Origin of the sequence: Streptomyces xanthochromogenes, from assembly GCF_014650455.1 — a bacterium.
GTDB lineage: Bacteria > Actinomycetota > Actinomycetes > Streptomycetales > Streptomycetaceae > Streptomyces > Streptomyces xanthochromogenes.
The window spans coordinates 104,532-130,766 of sequence record NZ_BMUZ01000003.1 but is presented as its reverse complement, the minus strand read 5'-3'; the positions used below and the strand labels follow the sequence as shown (position 1 = coordinate 130,766).

Here is a 26,235-nt window from a genome sequence, read left to right as displayed (position 1 = left end):
GACGAACATGACGTCTTCGAAGCCCTCCAGGCGAGACCGCGCCGAAGCGCTGCCCGACGATCTGCGCGAGGCCCTGCGCCGCCGACTGGCCGGACGGGCCGCGGCGGGCGGCGCGCCCGCCGGCATCCCGCGCGCCGACCGCGACCGTCCCCTGCCCCTGTCGTTCGCCCAGCAGCGCCTGTGGTTCCTGGACCGGCTGCACCCCGGTGACGCCCGCTACAACAGCGCGGTCGCCGTGCGTCTCACCGGCACCCTCGACCAGCGCGCCCTCGGGCGTGCGCTCGACGAGGTCGTGGCCCGGCACGAGGCACTGCGCACGACGTTCGAGGAGAGCGACGGCCGCGCGGCACAGCACGTGCACCCGGCAGCGCCGGTGCCCCTGCCCGTCCGCGACGTGCCGGCGGACGGCCTGGACGCGGCGCTGCTCGGGGAGTACTCGGCGCCGTTCGACCTGAGTTCCGGGCCCCTGTTGAGGGCCCTCCTGCTGCGTGAGACCGACACCTCGCACGTACTGCTGCTGACGGCTCATCACATCACCACCGACGGCTGGTCGATGGGCATCGTCCTGGGTGAACTGTGCACGGCCTACGAGGCGTTGGCCCGGGGCGACGAACCCGGCCTGCCCGCGGTGGCGACCCAGTACCCGGACTTCGCCGTCTGGCAGCGCGAGCAGCTCACCGGCGGCCGGCTGGAACGCCAACTGGACCACTGGAAGGACCGGTTGACGGGGGCGGTCGTCCCCGAGCTCCCGCTGGATTGGCCCCGGCGCGGCGAAGAGGCGGGCGCGGGCGCCGTCCACGCTTTCACCGTCCCCGCCGGGGTGACCCGCGCGCTCCGCGAACTCGCCGGGCAGCAGCACACCACGCTGTACACCGCGCTCGTCGCCGCCGCCCAGGCGCTCCTGGCCCGCTGGTCAGGACAGGAGGAGAGCACCGTGGGGTCCCTGACCCCTGGCCGTTCGCGTACCGATCTGGAGCGGGCCGTCGGGTTCTTCGTGAACACCGTCGTGCTGCGCACCGCGGTGGCCCCCGGCGACTCCTTCCGGGAGCTCCTGACCCGGACCGCCGACACCGTCAACGAGGCCTTCGCACACGGCGACACGCCCTTCGAGCGGATCGTCGAGAGGGTGGGTGCGCCCCGCGAGGCCGGCCGCAACCCGCTGTTCGACGTGATGGTCCTGCTGCACCCGGACCCGCCCGCGGCAACCGCCCCGCGCGACCTCGGGATCACCCCGGTCGCCGTGCCGCGCCGGTCCGCCACCTTCGACCTGAGCATCGAGTTCGTGCCGGACGGCGAGGTGCTGACCGGACTGCTGGAATACCGCACCGATCTGATCGACCCGGACACCGCCCGCCGCATGACCGGCCAGCTCCTGCGCCTCCTGGAAGCGGCGACCGGCACCCCCGACCGGCCCCTCGGGACCCTGCCGCTGCTGTCCGAGGCGGAAGTGCGACAGGTCACCCGTGACTGGAACGCCACCGCCCTGCCCGTCGGCGACGCCCTGCATCCGCGGCTCTTCGAGGAGCGTGCGGCCCGCACACCCGACACCCTGGCCCTGGTGGCGGGCGACGAGCGCCTCGACTACGCGACGCTCAACACCCGCGCCAACCGGCTCGCCCACCACCTCATAGGCCTCGGCGCCGGCCCCGAACGGCTGGTCGCGCTCCGGCTGCCGCGCACCGCCGACATGATCACGGCGATCCTGGCCGTGTGGAAGTCCGGTGCCGGATACCTCCCGCTGGACCCGGCCCTGCCCGAAGAGCGCGTCCGCTTCCTGCTGGACGACGTCCGCCCGGCCCTGGTCCTGGACGAGGCCGCGCTCACCGCGCTGCCCGACGGCCTTCCGGACACCGACCCCACGGACGACGACCGCCGGTCACCGCTGGACCCGCTGCACACCGCCTACGTCATCCACACCTCCGGCTCCACCGGCCGCCCCAAGGGCGTCGCCGTACCGCACCGGGCCGTCGCCCATCTGCTCGCCGCCCATCGCGCCGGATTCGTCGCCGAGGCGGGAGGCGGACCGCTGCGAGTGGCGCTCACCGCGTCCTTCTCCTTCGACACCTCGCTCGAAGGCGTGCTGCTCCTCGCCGACGGCCACCCGCTGCACCTGGTGGACGAAACGACGCGGATGGACCCGGCCGCCCTGGTCGACTACGTCGTGGCGCATCGCATCGACTTCCTCGACCTCACCCCCTCCTATCTCCGCCAACTGCTGCCCGCCGGACTCCTGAACGACCCGCGCCACCGCCCCCGGGTGCTCATGCTCGGCGGCGAGGCGCTCGGCCCGGCACTCTGGCGCGAGCTCGGAGCCCACCCCGAGGTCGCCGCGTACAACTTCTACGGCCCCACCGAGTGCACGGTCGACGCGCTGTCCTGCCGCATCGAGGGAGCGGGCCGCCCGCTGGTGGGCCGCCCGCTGCCCAACACCCGCGCCTACGTCCTGGACGACCGTCTGCGACCCGTGCCGCCCGGCGTCGGCGGGGAGCTGTACCTCGCCGGCGAGCAGGTGGCCCGCGGCTACCTCGGCCGCCCGGGCCTGACCGCCGCGCGCTTCCTGCCCGACCCGTACGGCCCGCCCGCCACCCGCATGTACCGCACCGGCGACCTGGCCCGCTGGACCGCCGACGGCCGCCTGGACTACCTGGGACGCGCCGACGACCAGGTCAAGGTCCGCGGCCACCGCATCGAACCCGGCGAGATCGAGGCAGCCCTCACGGACCTGCCGGGCATCGCCGCCGCCGCGGTCGTCGCCCTGCCCGACCCGCACGGTCACCTGCGGCTCGCCGCCTACGCCGTACCCGCGCCCGGCTGTGCGCGGCCCGAGCCCGCCGCGCTGCGGGCCGCGCTGCGCACGGTCCTGCCCGACCACATGGTGCCGTCCTCGTTCACACCGCTGGACTCGCTGCCGCTCACCGTCAGCGGCAAACTCGACCGCCGCGCCCTGCCCGCCCCCGACCTCGAAGGACCGGACACGGCACGGGAGTTCGTCGCCCCGCGCACCCCGGACGAGGAGACCCTGGCCGCGATCTGGACCGAGATCCTCGGTGTGCGCCGCGTCGGGGTCACCGACAACTTCTTCGAGCTCGGCGGCGACTCGATCCTCAGCATCCAGGCCGTCTCCCGGGCCCGGGCCGCCGGGCTCGCCCTGTCCTCGCAGGACGTCTTCCGCCACCAGACCGTCGCCGAACTCGCGGCCGCCTCCCGGCGCGCCGCCGCCGTGCCGGTGCCCCGCCGCCCGCAGGAGGGCGGGCCCGGCCCGCTGACCCCGGTCCAGGAGTGGTTCTTCGCCACCCACGGGCCGCGCAGCCGCTTCGCCATGTCCATGATCCTCGACCTGCCCCACGACGTCGACGCGGCGAAGCTCTCCCGCGCACTGGACGCGGTCGTGGCACACCACCCCTCCCTGTGCGCCCGGTTCGTGCGGGAGGGGGAGACCTGGCAGCAGCATCCCGGTGCCGGCCCCGCCACCGGCCTGCTCACCGGCCACGACGGCGCGAGCATCGCCGAGGTCGCCGAGGCCGCCCGCGCGCAGCTCGACCCCAGCACCGGCAGCATGCTGCGCGCCGTCCTGCTTCCCGCGGCCGAAGGTGCCCGCCCGCAACTGTTCTTGACGGTCCATCACCTGGCAGTCGACGGCGTCTCCTGGCGCGTGCTGCTCGCCGACCTGGAGCGGGCCTACCGGCAGGCCGAGGACGGACAGAGCCCACAACTGGAGCCCGAACACACCCCGTTCGTTTGGTGGGCCCGTCATCTGGCCGAACGCGTACGGGAGGGCGCCCTCGACGACGACCTGCCGTACTGGACCGCCGAGGCCGCCCGCCCGCGCATCCCGCTCCCCGTGGACCTCCCCGGCACCGCGCTGGCCGGAACCGTGCGCACGGTCCGCGGCCGGCTCGACGAGGCCACCACCGACGCACTCCTGCGCCGCGTCCCGGGCGCCTACCGCACGCAGGTCAACGACGTCCTGCTGAGCGCGCTCGGCCGGGTCCTGGCGGACTGGACGGACGCGCCGCACATCACCGTCGCACTGGAGGGCCACGGCCGCGAGGAGCACCTGGTCGAGGGCGCCGAACTGGCCCGCACCATCGGCTGGTTCACCAGCCAGTTCCCGGTCACCCTCACCCCGCAGGGCCCCGCGGAGGCTCCCGACTGGGCGGCGACCCTGAAGTCCGTCAAGGAGCGACTGCGGGCCGTGCCGCGTCGGGGCCTGGGCTACGAGGCGCTCGGACGCCTCGGTTCCCCGGCACCGGAGGCGGGTGCCTTGCGTGAACTGCCGCTGCCCCAGGTGTGCTTCACCTACCACGGACAGTGGGAGTCCGGTGCGGGCGGCGACTTCGCGCCCGCCGCCGACGTGCCGCCCGGCGACATGGACCCGGCGCAACCGCTGGACCACCTGCTCGACGTGTCGGCCGTCGTGCGGGACGGCGCGCTGGAGATCACCTGGCACTACAGCGACCAAGTGCACCACGAGCCCACCGTCCGGGCGCTCGCCGACGGCATGCTGCGGGCCCTCACCCAGGTGACCGAGCACTGCGCCCGACCCGACGCCGGCGGCCGCACCCCCTCCGACTTCCCGCTGGCCCGGCTCGACCAGGCGGCGGTGGACCGTCTTGTCGGGGACGGCAGGTCCGTGGAGGCCCTGCTGCCGCTCACCCCGCTCCAGGAGGGCATGCTCTTCCACCGGCTGGTCGGCGGGACGGACGACGTCTACCTCGACCAGGCCGCCCTGCTCCTGGAGGGAGTGGCCGACGCCGAGGCGTTCGCCGCCGCCTGGCAGCGCGTCACCGACCGCACCCCGGCCCTGCGCACCTCGGTCGTGTGGGAGGGCGTACCCGTTCCGCTCCAGCGCGTGCACCTCGACGTGCGGGTGCCGATCGAGGTGCTGGACTGGCGCGCACTGGACGCGGGGGAGCGGGCCGCCCGCCTGGAGCGGCTGCGCGCCGAGGACCTGGCCCGCGGCCTCGACCTGGGCGCCGCCCCCCTGATGCGGCTCACCCTGGTCCGGCTGCCCGACGCCCGTCTGCATCTGCTGTGGACCTCCCACCATCTGATCCTGGACGGCTGGAGCCTGGCCCAGGTCCTCACCGACGTGTTCGCCGAGTACGCGGCCCTCACCACCGGTACCGAACCGGCACCGGTCGTGCGACGGCCGTTCGGGGACTATGTGCGCTGGTTCTGCGACCAGGACGGCGAAGCCGTCCGTACGCACTGGCGGGGAGTCCTCGACGGTTTCGCCACCCCGACCCCGCTGCCCGTCGACCGCGCCCGCCCGGCCGGCCACGAGTCGCGCTCGGCGGCCGTGCACACCGCCGCGCTGTCCGACGAGACGTCGGCCCTCCTGGCCCGCACCGTCCGCACCGCCGGACTCACGCTCGGCACCGTCGTGCAGGGTGCCTGGGCACTGCTGCTGTCCCGCTACGCGGCCGAGCCGGACGTCCTCTTCGGCACCACCGTGTCCGGCCGCCCCGACGAGCTGCCCGGCGCCGAGGACATGGTCGGCATGTTCATCAACACCCTGCCCACCCGCGTCCGCGTGAGCGGCCGGGGCTCGGCCGTCTCCTGGCTGCGCGACCTCCAGGAGGCGCAGGCGGACGCACGGCGCTTCGCCGCGGTGTCCCTCGCGGAACTGACCGCCCTGAGCGACGTGCCGGCCGGCAGCACCCTGTTCGACAGCATGGTGGCCTTCGAGAACTACCCGTTCGACGACACGAGTTCGGCCGGATCCGGTGTGCGGATCGTCGACGTCGCCTCGCGCGACGCCACCAACTACCCGCTGGTGCTGCGCGCGTACCAGGGTGAACGCTTCGGCTTCGACCTCGCCTACGACCCGGACCTCTTCGAAGCGGCCACCGCTGCGGACCTCGCCGGGCGGCTGTGCCTGCTGCTCACCGAACTGGCCGAGGACCCGGAACGTCCCCTCGCCGCCCTCGCCCGGACCACCCCCGAGGAGCGGCAGCGTCTCCTCGCGGTCGGCAGCGGCACCGCAGAGGGCAGGCCCGCCGAGACGCTGGTCGACCTCTTCGAGGCACAGGCCGCCCGCACCCCGCACGCCGAAGCCGTCAGCTACGGCACCGAACGGCTCGACTACGCCGAACTGGACGCGCGCGCCGGCCGCCTCGCCCACCGCCTCGTCGAACTCGGCGCCGGCCCCGAGCAGTACGTCGCCCTCGCCCTGCCGCGCTCCACCGACCTGGTCGTCGCCGTCCTCGCCGTCCTCAAGACGGGCGCCGCCTACCTGCCCATCGATCCCGCGCTGCCCGCCGAACGCGTCACCGGCATCCTGGACGACGCGGCCCCGGTGGCCCTCGTGACCACCACGGCGACGACCGGCTTCGGCGCGGTTCCCGCACTGCGCCTGGACGATCCCGAGGTGCGCGCCGACCTCGGCCGACGGCCTGCCGCCCCGGTGGACCGAGGGCTGCGCCCGCTGCCCGACAGCCCGGCCTACGCCATCTACACCTCCGGCTCCACCGGCCGCCCCAAGGGTGTGGTGATCCCGCACGCCAACGTGGTCCGCCTCTTCGACCGCACCCACGACTGGTTCCGGTTCGACTCGACCGACGTGTGGACGCTGTTCCACTCCTACGCCTTCGACTTCTCCGTCTGGGAACTGTGGGGGCCGTTGCTGCACGGCGGCCGGCTCGTCGTGGTCCCCGACGACACGGCCCGCTCCCCGGAGGACTTCCTGCGCCTGCTCGCGGACGAGCAGGTCACCGTCCTCAACCAGACGCCGTCCGCCTTCTATCCGCTGATCCGCGCCGACGCGGAACACCCCGAGCACAGCACCCGGCTGGCACTGCGCACGGTCGTCTTCGGCGGTGAGGCGCTCGACGTGACCCGGCTGACCGGCTGGTACGAGCGCCATCGGGACAGCGCGCCGCGCCTGGTGAACATGTACGGCATCACCGAGACCACCGTGCACGTCACCTACGCACCGCTGGATCGGGCGACGGCGGACGCCGGCCCCGCGAGCCCCATCGGCACCGGCATACCCGACCTGCGGACGTATGTCCTGGACGAGACGCTGAACCTGGCGCCGCCCGGAGCGATCGGCGAACTGTACGTCGCGGGGGAGGGCCTGGCCCGCGGCTATCTCAACCGGCCCGGCCTGACCGCGACCCGCTTCCTCGCCGACCCGTTCGGCCGTCCCGGCACCCGCATGTACCGCACCGGCGACCGCGCCCGGCGGCGGGCCGACGGCAGCCTGGAGTACCTGGGCCGCGCCGACCAGCAGGTGAAGATCCGCGGCTACCGCATCGAGCCCGGCGAGATCGAGGCGGCGCTGCACCGCCACCCGGGTGTCGCCGGCGTGGCCGTCGGTGTCTACGAGGACGCCACGGGGACGCGGCGTCTGGTGGCCCACGTGGTCGGCACCGGCAGCGTCCCGCCGTCGGCCGCCGAACTGCGCGACCACCTCAAGCAGTCGCTGCCCGCGCACATGGTGCCCGCCGCCTATGTGCCCATGGCGGCCCTGCCGCTGACCCCCAACGGCAAGCTCGACCGGCGCGCACTTCCCGCGCCCGGACCCGAGGGCTTCGCGACCGGAGGCGAGCGCAGGGAGCCGGGCACCCCCGCCGAGCGACTCGTGGCCGACGCCTGGAAGCAGGTCCTGGACACCGACGACGTCGGCGCCGACGACGACTTCTTCGCCCTCGGCGGTGACTCGATCCTCGCCGTCCGGGTCGTCTCCTGCCTGCGCGCCGCCTACGGCACGGACGTCTCGCCCCGGCTGCTGTTCACCCATCCGACGCTCTCCGCCCTCGCGGCAGCCCTCGGCGACCCGGCCGACGGGCCCGGTACCGCGGCCGAGGTCATCCCGGCCGCGGCCCCGGGCGCTCCCGCCCCGCTGTCGCACGCCCAGCAGCGGCTCTGGTTCCTCGACCGCTTCGAGCCGGGCAGCACCGAACACACCGTCCTGTCCGTGCTGCGCCTCACCGGGCCGCTCGACCGCGCCGCCCTGAACACGGCCCTCGACGGGCTTGTCGCGCGGCACGAGTCACTGCGCACCACCTTCGCCGAACACGACGGCCAGGCACGGCAGATCATCCATCCGCCCGCCTCCGTGGACCTGCGCACGCAGGACTGCGCGGACGCCGCCGCCCTCGACGCCCTCGTGGAGAGCGAGGCCGCCCGGCCGTTCGACCTCGCCACCGGACCGCTCCTTCGAGCCCGCCTCGCCCGCCTCACCGGCGGGGACACCGAGGAGCACGTCCTCGTCCTCGCCGTGCACCACATCGTCACCGACGGCTGGTCCATGGGCATCCTCGGCCGCGACCTCGGCGAGCTGTACGCGGCCGTCCTCGACCGGCGCCCGCCCGAACTGCCCACCCCCGCCCTGAGGTACGCCGACCACGCCGCCTGGCAGCGCGCGCGCACCGAGGGGGCCGAGGCCGACCTCGACCACTGGCGCCGGGCCCTGGACGGGGTGACACCGCTGGAACTGCCCACCGACCGGCCGCGCCCCGCCGTTCGCACCCGGGACGGCGCGCTGGTCACCTTCACCCTGCCCGCCGCGCTCACCGACCGGTTGCGCGCCCGGGGCCGGGAGGCGGACGCCACCCTCTTCATGACGTTGCTGACGGCCTGTCAGATACTGCTTGCCCGCTGGTCCGACCAGCAGGACGTCGCCGTCGGCACGGTCACCTCCGGCCGCGAACGCCCCGAACTGCACGACGTGGTCGGCATGTTCGTCAACACACTGGTGCTGCGCGCCCGGGTCCGTCCCGAGCTGTCGTTCCACGACCTGCTCGCCGAGGTACGTGGCACCGTCCTGGAGGCCGTCTCGCACCAGGACGTGCCGTTCGAACGCGTCGTGGACGCGGTCCAGCCCGAGCGTGACACCAGCCGCACCCCGCTGTTCCAGGTCATGGTCGCCCTGCACAACCTCGGTGCCGAGGCCCCCGTACTGCCCGGGCTCACCGTGGAGCCGGTCACCCCGCCGGTTCGGCACGCCACCTTCGACCTGGCCTTCGACTTCGTCGAGACCGACGGAGTCGTCACCGGCCATCTCGAATACAACACGGGCCTGTTCGACCCGGCCACCGCGGAGCTCCTGGCCGAGCGGCTGCGCATCCTGCTGGAGGCCGCCGCCGACGACCCGGGCCGCGCCGTCGGCGCCCTGCCCCTCATGACCGACACCGAGCGAGAGCGCGTGCTGGACCTCGGGCTAGGCATGTCGCTGCCCGTGCCCGACACGACCTTCCCCGCCCTGTTCGAAGCGCAGGCCGCCCGCACCCCGCACCTCACCGCGCTGGTCGCGCCCGACGCCACCCTCGACTTCGCCACCCTCAACCGGCGCGCCAACCGGCTCGCCCATCACCTCATACGCGGGGGCGCCGGCCCCGAGACCGTGGTCGCCGTCCGTCTCCCGCGCACCTCGGGGCTGCTGGTCGCCCTCCTCGCGGTCGCCAAGTCGGGTGCCGCGTTGCTCTTCCTCGACCCGCGCCTGCCCGACGAACGCGTCCGCGTCCTGCGGGACGACGCCCGCCCGCACACCCTCCTCACCGAGGAGACCCTGCGTGCCGCGGACGCGGCCGACCTGCCCGACCACGACCCCACCGACACCGACCGCGTCCAACCGCTGCGCCCCGAGAACACGGCGTACATCGTCTACACCTCGGGCTCCACCGGCCGCCCCAAGGGCGTCGCCGTCGAACACCGTCACCTCGTCAACCTCTGCTACGACCACCGCGCCAACCTCCTCCTCCCGCACACCGTCGAGGGCTCCCCGTCGCGAGCCGCCCTCAGCGCCTCCTTCGCCTGCGCGAGCCTCGTCCTGCCGCACACGGGAGAAGGCCCCCGGCTGCGGGCCGCCCTCAGCGCCTCCTTCGCCTTCGACACCTCCTGGGAGGGCCCCCTGCTGCTCGCCCTCGGCCAGCAGGTCCACCTCATCGACGACGACACCCGCCTCGATCCCGAGGCGTTCTGCGCCCAGGTCGGCGCCGACCGCCTCGACCTGGTCAACGTCACCCCCACCTTCCTGCGCGAACTCTTGGCCGCCGGCCTGCTCGCCCCCGGCCGCCACCACCCGAAGCTGCTGCTCGTCGGCGGCGAAGCCGTCTCGGCCGCCACCTGGCGCGACCTGGTCGCGGCCCAGGACGAAGCCGGCGTCACCGCCGTCAACATGTACGGCCCCACCGAATGCACCGTCGACTCCGTCTACGGACCCGTCACCGACCGTCCGGAACGGCCCGTCATCGGCCGCCCCGGCGGCGGACTACGCGCCTACGTCCTGGACGGGACGCTGCGCCCCGTGCCCGTCGGCACCCCCGGTGAGCTGTACCTCGCCGGTGCCCAGGTGGCCCGCGGCTACCTGAACCGGCCCGGCCAGACCGCGAGCCGCTTCCTGGCCGACCCGTTCGGGGCGCCGGGGGAGCGGATGTACCGCACGGGCGACCGCGCCCGCTGGGACACGGACGGACTCCTGGAGTTCCTCGGCCGCGCCGACGAACAGCTCAAGATCCGGGGCTTCCGCATCGAGCCCGGCGAGATCGAGGCGGCGTTGCTCGCGCTGCCGGAAGTCACCGACGCCGCCGTCACCGCACGCGAGCGCGCCGGGCGCCCGATGCTGGTCGCCTACGTGGTGACCGGGGACGGGCAGCAGCCGTCGGCCGACGAGCTGCGGATGCGGCTGCGCAGCACGCTGCCCGACCACATGGTGCCCGCCGCGTTCGTCCCGCTCGACCGGGTGCCCCGCACCATCGGCGGCAAGACCGACCGCCGGGCTCTGCCGGACCCGCCCGTCCAGCCCGAGAGCGACGACCCGTACGTCGCGCCGCGGCCCGGCACCGAGGAGCGGCTGGCCGCCATCTGGGCCGATGTGCTGGGCGTCCCGCGGGTGGGTGCCCGCGACAACTTCTTCGCGCTCGGCGGCGACTCCATCCTCAGCATCCAGATCGTCTCGCGCGCCCGCCGCGCCGGACTCGCCCTCAGCACCAAGGACGTCTTCCGGCACCAGACCGTCGCCGAACTCGCCCTGCGTGCAGGCAAGTTGGCCCCGACGACCGACACGACCAGCCCCACCGGCCCCGCACCGCTCACCCCCATCCAGCACTGGTACCTGGACGCTCTGCGCCCCGGCGACCACATGCGGTTCACCATGACCCAGCGCTTCGAGCTGGCGCCGGGCACGGACGGCGAGGCGCTCAGCCGGGCCGCCCAGGCCGTTGTCGCACGGCACGCCGCCCTGCGGACCCGGTTCACGCACACCGAGTCCGGCTGGCACCAGGAGGCGCTGCCCGCCACCCCCGGCTCCGTGTTCAGCCGGCACGACGTCGCCGGACTCGACGACGCCGCGGTCGAGGCGGAGGCGCACCGCCTCACCGACCGCGCGCAGGCGGGACTCGACCCCGTCGAGGGGCGAGTCGTGCGCTTCCTCTTCCTGGACCGCGGCCCCGACCGGGCGGGCCACCTCGTGATCACCGTCCACCACCTGGCCGTCGACGGCGTCTCCTGGCGCATCCTGCCGGCCGACATCGCCACCGCCTACCAGCAGGCCGCGGCCGGACGCCCCGTGGACCTCGCGACCGCCGGCACGGCCTACGCCCACTGGGCGACCCGTCTGGCCGAACACGCCCGCACCGGAGCATTCACCGCTGACCTGGACCACTGGCGGCAGGCGGCCGAAGCACCGGCCGAACTGCCCGCGGGCCGACCGGGTCCCAACACGTACGGCACCTCGGCCACCGTCACCGTCACGCTGGACGAGGAGACCACCGAAGCCCTGCTGCGCAAGGTGCCCGAGACCTACCGCACCCAGGTCAACGACGTCCTGCTCAGCGCACTCGGCCACACGCTCGCGCAGTGGTGCGAGCGGGACACGGTCCTGATCGGCGTGGAAGGCCACGGCCGGGAGGACCTCTTCGCCGATGTCGACCTGTCGCGCACGGTCGGCTGGTTCACCGCGGAGTTCCCGCTCGCGCTGCGCGTCGACCCCGGTGCCGGATGGCACGACACGCTCCGCTCGGTGAAGGAACAGCTCCGTGCCGTCCCGCTGCACGGCCTGAGCCATGGGGCGCTGCGCCACCTCCTGCCGGACAGCCCGCTCGCCGGTGCTCCCGCGCCGCAGGTCGGCTTCAACTACCACGGTCAGTGGGGCGCGGGCAGCGGCACCGGCGACGGCCTGCTGCGCGGCGCCCTCGCGCCGACCGGACGTGACACCGACCCGGACGCTCCACGCCCGTACGTCCTCGACATCACCGGCATCGTCCAGGAGGGACGGCTCGAACTGGGCTGGAACTACCCGGCGGCCGTCCACGACGAGGACACCGTCCGTGCCCTGGCCGAGCGGATGACGGCCGCGCTCCGGGACATCGTGGCGCACTGCGCGAGCCCGGACGCAGGCGGTCGCACCCCCTCCGACTTCCCGCTCGCCGGCCTGTCCCAGGACGGCCTTGACCGGCTCGTCGGCGACGGCCGACACGTCGAGGACGTCCTGCCGCTGACCCCGCTCCAGGCGGGGATGCTGTTCCACGGCCTGGTGGACACCGACGGCGCCTACTTCGACCGGATCGCGGTCCGCCTGTCCGGGGTGGCCGACCCGCAGGCGTTCGCCACGGCCTGGCAGCTCGTCGCCGACCGGACCCCGGCGCTGCGCACCAGCGTGCACTGGCGCGGCCTGCCGCAGCCGGTCCAGGTCGTGCACCGGCGGGTCGAGCTGCCCGTACGCCATCTCGACTGGCGTGGGCTCGGTGCGGCGGAACGTGTCGAGCGCACCGAGCAGTTGCTCGAAGAGGACCGCGCCGCCGGCATGGACCTGAACGCCGCGCCGCTCACCCGGCTCGCCGTCGCCGCGCTGCCCGACGACGAGGTGCTGCTGCTGTGGTCCACCCACCACATCGCCCTCGACGGCTGGAGCACCGGCCAGCTCCTCACCGAAGTGTGCGAGCGCTACGCCGCGCTCACGGGCGGCCCCGACGCGGAGCTCCCGGTGCGGCGCCCCTTCGCGGACTTCCTGCACTGGCTCGGCGAACAGGATCTTCCAGCCGCCGAACGCCACTGGCGCGACGTGCTCGCCGGGTTCACCACCCGCACTCCACTCCCGTACGACCGCACCCCGGACGAGGCGCACCGGGCCCGAGCCACCGCCCAGGTCCGGCACGCACTGGACGAGCACGTCTCGGCGCGGCTGAGCGCGGGAGCCGCACGTGCCGGACTGACCGTCAACACCGTGGTACAGGGCGCCTGGGCGCTGCTCCTCGCCCGCTGCGGAGGCCGCGACGACGTGGTGTTCGGCACCACCGTCTCGGGCCGCCCGGCCGAACTGCCCGGTGTGGAGGGCATGATCGGCATGTTCATCAACACGGTGCCCACCCGGGTCCGACTGTCCGCGGGCCGTGTTCTGCCCTGGCTGAGTGACCTTCAGGAGGCACAGGCCGAGGGCCGCCGCTTCGACTTCCTCGCCCTGCCCCGCATCCAGTCGGGCAGCGAAGTGCCGTCCGGTGAAGCCCTGTTCGACAGCATGGTGGTCTTCGAGAACTACCCCGTCGACGAGGCGGCCACCGCCCGCACCGGCGTCCAGGTGGCCGAAGTACGGGCCGACGACGCGCCCACCTTCCCGTGGTGCCTGCGGGCCCACCTCGCCGAACGGCTCGGTTTCGACCTGGCCTACGACCCCGCCCTCTTCGACCCGGCCACCGTCGAGCGGGCCGTGGAGCGCCTCACGGTCCTGCTCACCGCCCTCGCCGAGGGCCTTGACGGCGACCTCGCGGACCTGGACGCGCTCACCCCCGACGACCGGACGCTGCTGGCGTCCTGGAACGTGCCGGCGCGCGCGACACAACCGCGCAGCCCCGTCGACCTGTTCGCCGAGCAGGCCCGGCGAACCCCGGAAGCGGTCGCCGTACAAGACGGTGAGCTGGAGCTGACATATCGTCAACTCAACGAGTATGCAGCGCAGTTGGCGGCGAAGCTGGTCGCCGACGGTCTCGCTCCCGAAGGCCGGGTCGCGCTGTTGATGGACCGCTCCGCCGACCTCGTCGTCGCCCAGCTCGCGGTCCTCGCCGCGGGCGGAGCCTACGTACCGGTCGACACCCGCGCTCCCGAGGAACGCCGCCGGATCCTGCTCGACGCGGCAGGCGTCACGGCCCGGCTCACCGCCGCCGACGTCGCCGCCGCCCGCACGGGCGACGGCGGCGCCACGGGCGACGGCGACGGATCGCTGCCGCCGGGCGATCCCGACCGGCTGGCGTACGTCATGTTCACCTCCGGCTCGACGGGCCGGCCCAAGCCGGTGGCCGTGCGCCACCGGGACGTGGCGGCGCTGGCCACCGACAGTCGGTTCGCCGACGGCATCAGCGACCGGGTACTGCTGCACTCCCCGGTGGCATTCGACGCGTCCACCTTCGAGGTGTGGGCGCCCCTGCTGAACGGCGGCCGTGTGGTCGTCGCCCCCGAGGGCACCGTCGACGGCTCCCTGATCCGGCGCCTCGCCGCCGCGGGGGAGCTGACGGCACTGTGGCTGACGGCCGGTCTCTTCCGCCTCCTCGCCCAGGACGCGCCGGACTGCTTCGCCGGTCTGCGACAGGTGTGGACCGGCGGTGACGTGGTGCCCGCCGCCGCCCTGCGCCGCGTCCTCACCGCCTGCCCCGGGCTGAGCGTCGTCGACGGCTACGGGCCCACCGAGGCCACGACCTTCGCGACGTCCCACGCACTGGCCGACGCGTCCGACGTGCCGGACACCGTGCCGATCGGCCGCCCCCTGGACGACATGCGCGTCCATGTCCTCGACGGACGGCTGCGACCGGTCCCGCCGGGCAGCGCCGGTGAGCTGTACCTCGCCGGCGAGGGAGTGGCCCGCGGCTACCTCGGACGCCCCGGCGAAACCGCGGCCCGCTTCCTCGCCGACCCCCAGGGCCCCGCCGGCGCCCGCATGTACCGCACCGGCGACCTGGCACGCCGCCGCCCGGACGGCACCGTGGAGTTCCTGGGACGCGCGGACGACCAGGTCAAGATCCGCGGCTTCCGTGTGGAGCCGGGCGAGGTCGAGGCCGTCCTCGCCGAGCACCCCGACGTGGCGGACGTGGCGGTGCTCGCCGGTGCGAGCAGGTCCGGCGCCAAGCGGCTGATCGCCTACGTCGTGGGCCCGGCCGGCCGGAACCCGGCGGCCCTGCGGGACTTCGCGGGCCGCACCCTGCCCGACTATCTGGTGCCCACCGACATCGTCCCGCTGGACGCGCTGCCCCTGAGCGCCAACGGCAAGGTCGACCGCGCCGCCTTGCCCGCACCCGAGGCCGCCCCGCGCACGGAGCTCACCGAGCCGCGCACCGAGGCCGAGCGCCGCGCGGCCGAGGTGTTCGGCCAGGTGCTCGGGACCGAACCGCCCGGCGTCGACGACGACTTCTTCGCCCTGGGCGGCGACTCGATCCTCAGCATCCGCCTCGCCGCCCGCCTCTCCGAGGCCTTCGCGACCGACCTCACGCCCCGGGACGTCTTCACCCGCCCCACCCCGGCGGCACTCGCCGCGCTCCTCACCGAGGAGTCCCGCGACGCCCGCCCGGCCATCACCCCGGCCGCCCGCGACGCGGCGCTCCCGATGTCGTACGCCCAGCAACGCCTCTGGTTCCTGGAGGAGTTCGCGCCCGGCGGCAGCGAGTACGTGACCGCGCTCGCCCTGCGCCTGCGCGGCCGCCTGGACACCGCAGCGCTGACCACCGCCGTCACCTCACTGGTCGCCCGGCACGAGTCGCTGCGCACCACCTTCGACAGCGCGGACGGCCACGGCGTGCAGATCGTCCACCCGCCGCACCCGGTACCGCTCCTCCCGCCCCACGACCTGTCCGAGCTGCCCGCGGCGGACCGGGAGGCGGCCCTGCGCACCCTGCTCAGCAAGGAGCGCGAGCGCCCGTTCGACCTGCGCCGAGGGCCACTGCTGCGCGCCGGCCTGGTCCGGCTCGCCGATGACGACCACGTCCTCGCCCTGAGCCTGCACCACATCGTCACCGACGGCTGGTCCACCTCGGTCCTCCTCGGGGACCTGGCCCACTCCTACCGTGCCCAACTCGGCGTCCAGGGGCCCGCCTTGCCGGCCCTGCCGATCCAGTACGCCGACTACGCGGCCTGGCAGCGCACCGCCGGAGCCGCCGATGCCGACGGCCAACTCGCCTACTGGACCCAGCACTTGGCCGACGCGGCAGCGCTGGACCTGCCCACCGACCGACCCCGCCCCGTCGTCCGTACCAGCAACGGCGCCACCACCCGCCTCGTCGTACCGGCCGACACCACCGCACGCCTGACCCGGCTCGCCCGGGAGAACGGCACCACCCTGTTCACCACCCTGGTGGCCGCCGCGCAGGCCTACTTGGCGCGGCTTTCCGGGCAGAGCGACATCGCCGTCGGCACCGTGACCTCCGGACGCGACCGGGCCGAGACCGAGCACCTCGTCGGGTTCTTCGTGAACACCCTCGTCCTGCGCTCCCAGACCGACGCCGGACAGCCGTTCACCGACTTCCTCGGCGCGGTCCGCCAGACGGTCCTCGACGCCTTCGCACACCAGGACGTGCCCTTCGAGCGCGTCGTGGACCAGGTCCAGCCGGTCCGGGACACCAGTCGCACGCCGCTCTTCCAGGTCATGGTCGTCCTGCAGAACACCCCCGCCGCCGACCTCGATCTTCCGGGCCTCCGCGTCAGCGACGTCGAGACCGACATGCACCAGGCCGCCTTCGACCTCACCTTCGAATTCGCCGAGGCAGCGGACGGATCACTGCACGGCCTGCTCTCCTACAACACCGACCTGTTCGACGCCGACACGGCGGACCGCCTCGCCGCACGCCTCGGCATCCTCCTGGACGCCGTCGCCACCGACCCCACCCGTCCGCTCGGCGCCCTGCCGCTGACCTCGGGCGACGAGGAGCGCGTCCTCCTGGACCAGGGCAGGGGCAGCGGCGAGGCCGTACCGGAGTCGTCGCTGCCCGACCTGTTCCAGCGGCAGGCGGCCCTTACGCCCGACGCGCCCGCGCTCTGCGACGGCGACCGGGAACTGACCTACGCGGAACTCGACCGGGCCGCCAACCGGTTCGCACACCGCCTGATCCGCGACGGAGTCGGACCGGAGCGGGTGGTCGCCCTCGCCCTGCCCCGCTCGGCCGAAATGGTGGTGGCCCAGCTCGCCGTCGCCAAGGCGGGTGGCGCCTTCCTGCCCGTCGATCCCGACTACCCGGCGGCCCGCAGGGAGTTCATGATCCGCGACGCGGGCGTCCATCGCGTCGTGACGGACCCGGCCGACGTCCTGACAGCGGACGGCCCGGACACCGCGCCCACCGACACCGACCGCACCGCCCCCCTGCTGCCCGGGCACCCCGCGTACGTCATCTACACCTCGGGATCCACCGGTACGCCCAAGGGCGTGGCCGTGACCCACCGGGGCCTGGCTTCCTTCGCCGCCGCAGCGGCCGAGCGCTACGCGGCCGGCCCCGGCGACCGGGTGCTGCAGTTCGCCTCCCCGAGCTTCGACGCCTCCGTCCTCGAACTGTGCACCGCGCTGCTCAGCGGCGCCGCCCTCATCACCGGGGAGGAGGGACCGCTGATCGGGGACCGGCTGGCCGAGGTACTGGCCGTCCGGCGCATCAGCCACACCCTCATCCCACCGGCCGCCCTCGCCACCGTTCCCGTGGAGAAGGCCGCCGAACTCCCCGCCCTGCGGACCCTGATCGTCGGCGCCGAGGCATGCCCCGCCCACCTCGTCGCCACCTGGGCACCCGGCCGCCGCATGATCAACTCCTATGGGCCGACCGAGGCCACCGTCGTGGCCAGCTGGACCGGCCCGCTCGCCCCCGGCGCCGGCACGCCGTCCATCGGCCGCCCCTCGGGCAGCACTCGCCTGTACGTCCTCGACACCGCTCTGCGGCCCGTCCCGCCCGGGATCACGGGCGAGTTGTACGTGGCGGGCCCCGGCCTGGCCCGCGGCTACCTCGGCCGCCCCGGCCTGACCGCCCAGCGGTTCCTTCCGGACCCGTTCGGGCTGCCGGGGGAGCGGATGTACCGCACCGGCGACCTGGCCCGCTGGGGCGCGGACGGTGAACTCGTCTACGCGGGACGCGTCGACGACCAGGTCAAGCTGCGCGGCTTCCGCATCGAACCGGGAGAGGTGGAAAGCGCGCTGCGCCGCAGCCCCCTGGTCCGGGACGCGGTGGTCGTCGTCCGCACCGACGCGGCCCGTCCCGCAACCGACGACGGGCAGCCTGTGGCCGCCGCCGGGCCCGCCCGACTCGTCGCCTACGTCGTACCGGCCCGGGCGGCGGCCGACGAGGCGAGCGGAACCCTCCCGCTTCCCGTCGACGACCTGCGCGAGCACCTCGGTGAAATGCTGCCGCCGCACATGGTGCCCTCGCTCTTCGTGGCACTGGACCGACTGCCGCTCACCCCGAACGGCAAGCTCGACCGGCGAGCCCTGCCCGCCCCCGGACCGGCCCGGAGCACCGGCAGGCAGTACCGCGAGCCGCGCACCGACACCGAGCGGCGGGTCGCCCGCATCTGGTCCGATGTCCTGGGCATCACGGACATCGGCGTCGACGACAACTTCTTCGCCCTCGGCGGCGACTCCATCCTGAGCATGCAGGTCGTCTCCCGACTGCGCCGCGACGGCCTCCACCTGGTGCCCCGGGACCTGTTCACCCACCAGACCCTCGGCGCCCTGGCCCGCGTCGTCCGCCCCGCCCCCCAGCAGACTGCCCAGGGCCCGGTGACCGGGGAGGTGCCGCTCACTCCCATCCAGGACTGGTTCCTCAGCACACCGCGCGCCGCCCACCACCACTTCAACCAGTCGGCGTTGCTCGAACTCGACGGGGACCCGGACCCGAGCGCCCTGAACACCGCACTGCTTGCCCTGCTGGAACACCACGACGCGCTGCGCATGCGCTTCACACGGGACGCCGACGGCTGGCACCAGTTCAACCCGCCGCCGGCCACCCGGCCGGACGACCCCGACTTCCTCATCCGGTATGACCTGTCCGACCTGTCGACCGAAGACGCGGACGCGGTCATGGCGAAGACCGCCGACGAACTGCACGCCGGCTTCGACCTCGCCCACGGCCCGCACCTGCGGGCGGCTCTGTTCACGGGTGGCCCCGGCCGCCCCACGTACCTGCTCCTCATCGCCCACCACCTGGTCGTGGACGCCGTCTCCTGGCGCATCCTCGGCGACGACCTGGAAACGGCCTACCAACAGGCAGTTCAGGGCGCCCCCGTCGACCTGGGGGAGCGCAGCACCAGCTTCCGGGACTGGTCCCGCCAAATCGCCGCGCACGTCCGCGCGGGCGGGCTGGACGCCGAGCTGCCCCACTGGCGCGAAGTAGTCCGGGCCGCACCCGCCTCCGACCACGAGCCCGACTCCGTCCCCACCGCGCCGGCCGCCGTGGTGGGCATCGAACTCGACGAGGAGGACACCGAAACCCTGCTGCGTGCCGCGCCCACGGCCTACCGCACCCGTATCAACGACGTGCTGCTCGCAGCCCTGGCCCTCGCCCTGGCGCGCTGGTCCGGCGAGGAACGGGTCCGTCTCGACCTGGAGGGCCACGGCCGCGAGGACCTGATCGACGGGGTCGACCTGACCCGCACCGTCGGCTGGTTCACCAGCGTCCACCCCATCGCCCTCCAGGTCGACGACCCGGGCCGGCTCGGCCCGGACCGCGACTGGCGGGCCCTGGTGAAGTCGGTACGACGTCAACTGCGGGCCGTACCCGGCAAGGGCGTTGGCTTCGGAGCCCTGCGCACGTTCGGGTCTCCGGAACAGCGCGAACAACTGGGCACGGGCGCGCACAGCCAGCTGGTGTTCAACTACCTGGGCCAGTGGGACGCACGCCCCGAAGCCGCCGGGGACGGCCTCGTCCGTGCGCAGCACGGCCCCCTTGGCCAGGACCACGACCCCCGCGACGGCGGCTCCCATGCACTCGAGATCGTCGGTTCCGTCGAGCACGGCCGTCTCGCCTTCACCTGGCACCACCGCCCGGACCTGCACGACACGGAGACAGTGCGCCGCGTGGCCGAGGAATTCGCCGAGGCTCTGCGCCACATCGCCCAGCATGCCCGAGGCGGCCAGTGACCGAACTGCCTCGACGCCGAGGGCCCCCACCGGAGGATTCGGGGACACCCCGAACCGCCCGTCCGGTCAATCACCCACCTTTCACGAAGGAAAAAAACATGGACGAGAACACCCGCTACCAGGTGCTGCGCAACGACGAAGAGCAGTACTCCCTCTGGCCGGTCGACATCGAGGTGCCCGCCGGCTGGCAGCCCGTCGGCAAGGAGGGCACCGAGTCCGAGTGCACCGCGTACGTCGACGAGGTCTGGACCGACATGCGTCCCCGCAGCCTGCGCGAACGCATGGAGAACACCGGAGTCTGAGACCCGGCCCAGCGGGCAGCGCCGGACCGGCCCGACCGGTCCGGCGCCCCACGCCTCCGCAACAGCCCAAGCAACCCCGCCCGCGCCCCCACAAGGGCCTGGCACACCTGCATTCCCCGCCGCGCTGAGACCGAGGTACCCGACATGACCCCCGAGTTGCGCACCGACCGCCTGCACTTCCTCCCGTACCGGGCTGAGGACGAGGAGCACTTCGTGTCCCTGCTGCGCGACGAGGAGGTGTGCCGGTGGATGGGCCAGGACCTCGTGCCCGAACCCGAACTCCGCGCGTTGTTCACGGCGATCCTGACCGAGGTGTATCCACTGCGGCGCTTCGACGTCTGGGGTGTGTGGCAGGACGGCGTGTACGTCGGTCACGCCGAAGTCAAGAAGACCGGCAACGTGCCCGGCCACGAGTTGGTGGCCGCCCTCCTGCCCGCGTACTGGGGCCGGGGGTTGGGCGGAGAGGTCGTCAGGGGGCTGTTGAGACACGCGGCCGACGATCTCGGCCTGACCGAGGCCTGGGGGATGGTCGGTGCGGACAACTCCGCGAGCCTTGCGATGTGCGAGCGGTTGGGCTTTCGGTATGTCCGCGACGTGGTCGGCGACGACGGATCGGTGACCAAGATGCTGAGAATCCCCACGACCAGCACCTCGGAGAGACGGACGGGCGAAGAGGAACGAAGAATGTCGCTGGACTGAGCTGGACCGATCTCGGCGCGGCTCTGCCGGCCGCCCGTAGAGCTGTTGCGTGGCGGCCGCGGCGAGGAGGTGCTGGACCAGTCCGTTCTCGTTGCTCGAAACCCTGGTATGGCGGCAGAGCCAGCCGTGAGCCGCGCCAGTGCAGGGTGCACGGGGGAGACCCCTGAGCAAGGTGGTACCCGCGCCGGGCTCCTGGGCCTAGGACGCGCGACCCCAAATTGCGATCCGGCCCATCGCGACATGGCCTCACCACCACAGTCGGGCCAGTCAACAGTCCGTGAGAGCGCGGCGCTTGAACAGATGAAGGCCCTGTCGCTCGTCCCACACACGGCCCGCGTCGAGCAGTGCTCAGCGCGTCGGGCGGTAGGTCGCGATGATCACTCCGCTGCTGGTCGGCCGAGCGCTGACCAGCTCCAGTTTCTTCATGGTGGCGTCGTCGGCGAACAGCTTCTTGCGGCCCTCGCCGGCCACCACCGGGTGGATCAGCAGTACCAGTTCGTCCAGCAGGTCCTGCTCCAGGAGCGAACGCACCAGGGTGGGGCTGCCCGCGACGGTGATGTCCTTCCCCTCGCCCGCCTTGAGCTCCCCGATAGCGTCCGCCAGATCACCGGTGATGAGCGTGCTGTTCGCCCAGTCGTCCACGCTGGACAGCGTGGAGGAGACGACGTACTTGGGCGAGTCGTTGATCCACTTGGCGAAGCCGGCGTCCTCGCCGTCGGTCACCGTCGGCCAGTACCCGGCCCACTCGGTGAAGGTCGTCCGGCCCAGCAGAATCGTGTCGGCCGTCTCCAGCGTCCTGCCCAGCGCCGCGCCCATCTCCTCGTCGAAGGCGAACTGCCACTCGTTCGGCGACTGGGCGACACCATCGAGCGAGACGAACAGACCCGAAACGACCTTGCGCATGATTCCTCCGTCATGAGTTCGCGGGCCTCTGCCCGGTCCCTGCCGAGCAGCGCTCCGGCCGGGGCGGGCCGATCCCGTCGGCTACGTCAGGAAGACTATGCGGGCGCCGGGGAGGTGGGCTTGTACAGAAGCGACAGTGGTTCCGCTCCGACCGGGGCACTCAGCTCAGTGGCAGTCCGGCCGATGAACCGGGTCAGGGACCGCGCCAGGTGCGGCTGGTCGAAATAGCCCAGCTGGTGCACGACGTCCTGCGCCGGCACCCCGTCCTGGATCAGAACCGCCGCCTCGCGGGCACGGTGGATCTGCCGGATGGCTCCCCGGGTGAGGCCCGTTGCCGCGACGAAACGCCGCTGGAGGGTCCGCTCGGAGACATCGGGGGCGGCGCCGCCGAGCACCGCGGGCACGATCGGGTCGCAGTCCACGATGCCCTCACGCACCATGCGCCGTACGAACGCCTCCGCGTTGTCGTAGTCGGGCACGTGCCAGGCGGAACCCTTCAGCCACACCGAGCGCCGCGTCACGTCCGGGATCTCCGCGCTGCCACCCACAAGCCGGCTGATCGGCACGTGGGGCATCGAGGTGCCGAGAGCGAAGCTGATACCGAAGAACGTGGCGTCCTTGGGAACGGGAGCCGGACAGGCCCTGGGCTCCGGGCCCAGCACGGCCGCCTGCATCTGCCCGTCGTGCTCCCAGAAGACAAGCTCCCCGTGCGACGCCGCGATCGACGTCATCCGCCCGCCCACGATGCTGCGGCTGCGCCACACCCTCTCGATGTACGGCAACTCCGACGGCCGACTCTCGATCTCCAGACCCAACCGGATCGCCCCCGTTCACCGTCGCCTGCGCCGCCAGTGTGTCACGTCGCACGGAAGCCCTTCCGGGAGTGCGCCGAACTCGGCGGGGCGTGTGGCCAGGCCGGTGTGCCCGCCTGGCCGAGACGCTGCTGACGCCGATGGAGCGCAATCGTGGAGGCCCCCTCGGCCTCGGCTGCCGCCGCGGCGGCGACCACGGACGCACCCGACGCGCTCGTGGTGGTCTGCCCGTGGCCTCGTTGTATGCCTGATCCTGCGTCATGTCACGGGCCCGGGTGGGGCGTGCCCGGGGCGGATGTTGCGGTCACGATGACCGGCCGATCGGCCGGGTTCCGCGCTGTCGGTGAAGTTCTACGGCTTCCGAAGAATGGCCGAGGAACCCGGAACGGACCATGGCGCCCCGCACGTTGAGCAGTGCGGGGCCACGCCGTGCGCACCCGACGAGCACCGAGGGGTTGGGGGGCGCGTGCCGCAACAGAGTCGCTCCGCGCGCCTGGCCGCGTCCGCGCTGACCCTTGTTGTCACCGTCCTCGCGCTGTTCGTCCCGGTGGCCGGAGCGCAGGGCATGCCCGTGCCCCCCGACAGGCCGCTCACCCACCACACGGCGGCGGGACACGCCCGACAAGGCGTGGGACCGGACGGCGTCCCGCTGCCGCATGTCGCGGTCACGCACCGCCCGGAGGCCCACATCCCGGGCCCGCAGCCTGTGGGCCCGGCGCGTACGACTGTCGACAGGGTCCCGCGCCGCGCCCTGGGCTGGCCCGACACGGGCCCCGCCACCACACTCGCGCCGCCGCGCAGACCGGCCGAGTCCGCCGCCCCGCGCGGCCCGCCCCACCGATGAGCACGCAGACCGTCATCGACGCCTGACCCCTCTGACCCGGCGCACCCGCGCGGGGCCGGTCACGCGTCCCTCCGTCCTGCCCTCATCGTGGAGTACGCATGTCTCGCGCACCCTTGTCCCGCCCACCCCTGTGGAGGGCGGTCATCGCGCTGGCAGCCGTCGCGCTGTCCCTCTACATCGCCCTCACCCAATCCGCCCGTCTCGGCCTCGATCTGCGCGGCGGCACCCAAATCGTCCTGGAAACACGGGACTCACCCACCGCCAAGGCTGACGCCGCAGCCACCGACCGCACTCTGGAGGTCCTCAGACAGCGCGTCGACGCCCTCGGCGTCTCCGAACCCGGCATCGCCCGCTCCGGGAAGAAACGCATCATCGTCGAACTGCCCGGAGTGCAGGACCCGCGCAAGGCCGCCGAGGTCATCGGCCGCACCGCGCAGCTCACGGTCCACCCGGTGACGGCGGCGACGGCCGACAAGGGCTCCGCGAAGCCCGAGGCCGACGGATCGCGCACCCTGCCCGACCCGGAGAGGCCGGGCAACTACCTGAAGCTCGGCCCCACCGCCCTCACCGGCGAGGGAGTCGAGGACGCCAAGGCTCTCCTCGACCAACAGTCGCTCAGCGGCTGGATGGTCACCCTCGATTTCCGCAAGGACGCGGGCGACACCTGGGCGAAGATCACCTCGGCCGCGGCCTGCGCGCCTCAGGGCGCTCCGGAACGCCGCATCGCCATCACCCTCGACAACAAGATCATCTCGGCGCCCGGCGTCACCGCGGACGTGGTGTGCGGAACCGGCATCACCGGCGGCTCCACGCAGATCAGCGGCGGCTTCGGCCGGGCCGAGGCACGCGAGCTGGCGGCGCTCGTGAAGGGCGGCGCGCTGCCGGTGCCCCTCGACGTAGTGGAGCAGCGCACAGTCGGCCCGACGCTCGGCGCCGACGCATTGGAGGCGAGCGCCAAGGCCGCGCTCATCGGCATCGCCCTGACCGCACTGTTCATCACCGTCGTCTACCGGATCCTTGGCGCGCTCGCCGCCTTGGCCCTCGCGTTGTACGGCCTCATCTCCTACGCCGCTCTGGTGGCGCTCGGCGCGACGCTCACGCTGCCGGGGCTCGCCGGATTCGTCCTGGCGATCGGCATGGCTGTGGACGCGAACGTCCTGGTCTTCGAACGGGCCAGGGAGGAATACCTGGGCGCCCGTTCCAAGGACTTGGCGAAACCGGTGAAGACCGGCTTCGCCAAGGCATGGAGCGCGGTGATCGACTCCAACGTGACGACGCTGCTCGCCGCGGGATTGCTGTTCTTCCTCGCTACGGGCCCGGTCAAGGGCTTCGGGGTCACCCTGTGCATCGGCGTCCTGGCATCGATGCTCACGGCGCTCGTGATCACCCGCGTGCTCGCAGAGTTCGCAGTCGCCCGCAGTTTCGTACGCAAGCGCCCCGGTCTGACGGGCATCGCCTCGACGGGCCGAGTCCGCACATGGCTGTCCCGCCGCAACCCGAACCTGGTTCGCCACCGTCGCCGCTGGCTCGGCGCGAGCGCACTCCTGGTGGCGGTGGCCGTCGCGGGAATCTTCATTCGCGGCCTGGACTTCGGCGTGGAGTTCACCGGCGGACGCCTCGTCGAGTACAGCACCAGCAGGTCCGTTGACGCGGACACGGCCCGCAACGCCGTGTCCGACGCCGGGTTCCCGCGTGCGGTGGTGCAGGAGTCAGGCGACGGCGACATCACCGTACGCACGGGGAAGCTCACCGACGACGAACAGCAGCGCGTCAAGGCGGCCTTGGAGAGGCCCGGCGGAACCGTCACGGTAGAGCGTGACGAACAGATCGGCCCGAGCCTCGGCAGCGAACTGCGCCACAAGGCGCTCCTGGCCCTGGGCATCGCCGTGGCCGCGCAACTGATCTACCTCAGCGTGCGGTTCCGGTGGACCCTGGCGGCAGCGGCGGTCTCCGCGATGGTCCACGATGTCCTCATCGTGGTGGGCCTGTTCGCCTGGCTGGGCAGGCCGGTGGACAGCGTCTTCCTTGCCGCGCTGCTCACGGTGATCGGCTACTCCGTGAACGACACGGTGGTCGTCTTCGACCGCGTCCGAGAAGCGCGCCGCCGAGACCCGCGAGGCAACCTGGAGAAGACGGCCAACCATGCGGTGGTCCAGACACTCCCGCGCACGGTGAACACCGGCATGGGAGCCCTGTTCATCCTGACCGCACTGGCGGTACTGGGCGGCGACTCGCTGGCGGACTTCTCCGTGGCACTGATCGCGGGCGTCCTGGTCGGCACCGCCTCGACCGTCTTCACCGCGGTCCCGATCGCGATAGCCCTGGAACACCGCAACCCGACACCACCGGCACGGGGCCGTCGCGACGCTGAGCAAATCCCTGACAGGGCAAGCCCGTTGGAGGCGCGGAGGAAGCAGGGGAGGGGTACGGGGGCGGTCGTGTGAGGCCGCAAGGACGGTCCTGAGTCCGAGGGCAGCCTCAATCACAGACCGACCGGACCTCCACGGAGCTCATACAACCGCGGCTCCGCTCCGTGGAGGCCCGGTCGGCACGATGCCCGGGATGCGGCACTTCTGTCTCCTCGGGCGTACGCCCGTACGCCCGAGGAGACCGCCCTGTCCACCGCGGCCGCGATCA

7 protein-coding genes are annotated in these 26,235 nt (G+C 73.2%); 5 read left to right on the top strand and 2 right to left on the bottom strand.

Annotated elements, in window-relative coordinates; all coding sequences use genetic code 11:
• The first annotated feature begins 7 nt into the window (after positions 1–7).
• The 3 genes from IE267_RS07955 (at position 8) to IE267_RS07945 (ending at position 21,039) form a co-directional block, all read left to right on the top strand.
• The gene (locus tag IE267_RS07955) at positions 8–20,038 is read left to right on the top strand and encodes a non-ribosomal peptide synthase/polyketide synthase (RefSeq protein ID WP_189762600.1); all 20,031 of its coding nucleotides are present in this window, start codon (positions 8–10) and stop codon (positions 20,036–20,038) included.
• A 98-nt stretch (positions 20,039–20,136) separates the two neighbouring features.
• Positions 20,137–20,340, top strand: a complete 204-nt coding sequence (locus tag IE267_RS07950) for an MbtH family protein (protein WP_189762599.1) — start codon at positions 20,137–20,139, stop codon at positions 20,338–20,340.
• A gap of 144 nt (positions 20,341–20,484) precedes the next feature.
• Positions 20,485–21,039: a GNAT family N-acetyltransferase gene (locus tag IE267_RS07945; protein WP_189762598.1), complete on the top strand. Its 555-nt coding sequence runs from the start codon at positions 20,485–20,487 to the stop codon at positions 21,037–21,039.
• A 348-nt stretch (positions 21,040–21,387) separates the two neighbouring features.
• Here the strand turns inward: IE267_RS07945 and IE267_RS07940 are convergent, their stop codons facing one another.
• On the bottom strand, positions 21,388–21,942 hold the full coding sequence (locus tag IE267_RS07940) for a dihydrofolate reductase family protein (RefSeq protein WP_189762597.1): 555 nt from the start codon (positions 21,940–21,942) through the stop codon (positions 21,388–21,390).
• A gap of 95 nt (positions 21,943–22,037) precedes the next feature.
• A complete protein-coding gene (locus IE267_RS07935) occupies positions 22,038–22,757 on the bottom strand; it encodes a helix-turn-helix domain-containing protein (protein ID WP_189762596.1) in 720 nt (239 codons plus the stop codon).
• A gap of 463 nt (positions 22,758–23,220) precedes the next feature.
• Here IE267_RS07935 and IE267_RS07930 point away from each other — a divergent pair, with 463 nt between their 5' ends.
• Positions 23,221–23,598 (top strand): hypothetical protein, encoded by a 378-nt coding sequence (locus IE267_RS07930; protein ID WP_189762595.1) that lies wholly within the window; start codon positions 23,221–23,223, stop codon positions 23,596–23,598.
• A gap of 98 nt (positions 23,599–23,696) precedes the next feature.
• On the top strand, positions 23,697–26,042 hold the full coding sequence (secD, locus tag IE267_RS07925; protein ID WP_189762594.1) for a protein translocase subunit SecD: 2,346 nt from the start codon (positions 23,697–23,699) through the stop codon (positions 26,040–26,042).
• Positions 26,043–26,235 lie beyond the last annotated feature (193 nt).

Excerpts from the sequence above, each read along its gene's own strand:
- IE267_RS07940 (WP_189762597.1), bottom strand. The coding sequence starts at position 21,942 with ATGCGCAAGGTCGTTTCGGGTCTGTTCGTCTCGCTCGATGGTGTCGCC.
- secD (WP_189762594.1), top strand. The coding sequence starts at position 23,697 with ATGTCTCGCGCACCCTTGTCCCGCCCACCCCTGTGGAGGGCGGTCATC.
- IE267_RS07955 (WP_189762600.1), top strand. The coding sequence starts at position 8 with ATGACGTCTTCGAAGCCCTCCAGGCGAGACCGCGCCGAAGCGCTGCCC.
- IE267_RS07950 (WP_189762599.1), top strand. The coding sequence starts at position 20,137 with ATGGACGAGAACACCCGCTACCAGGTGCTGCGCAACGACGAAGAGCAG.
- IE267_RS07945 (WP_189762598.1), top strand. The coding sequence starts at position 20,485 with ATGACCCCCGAGTTGCGCACCGACCGCCTGCACTTCCTCCCGTACCGG.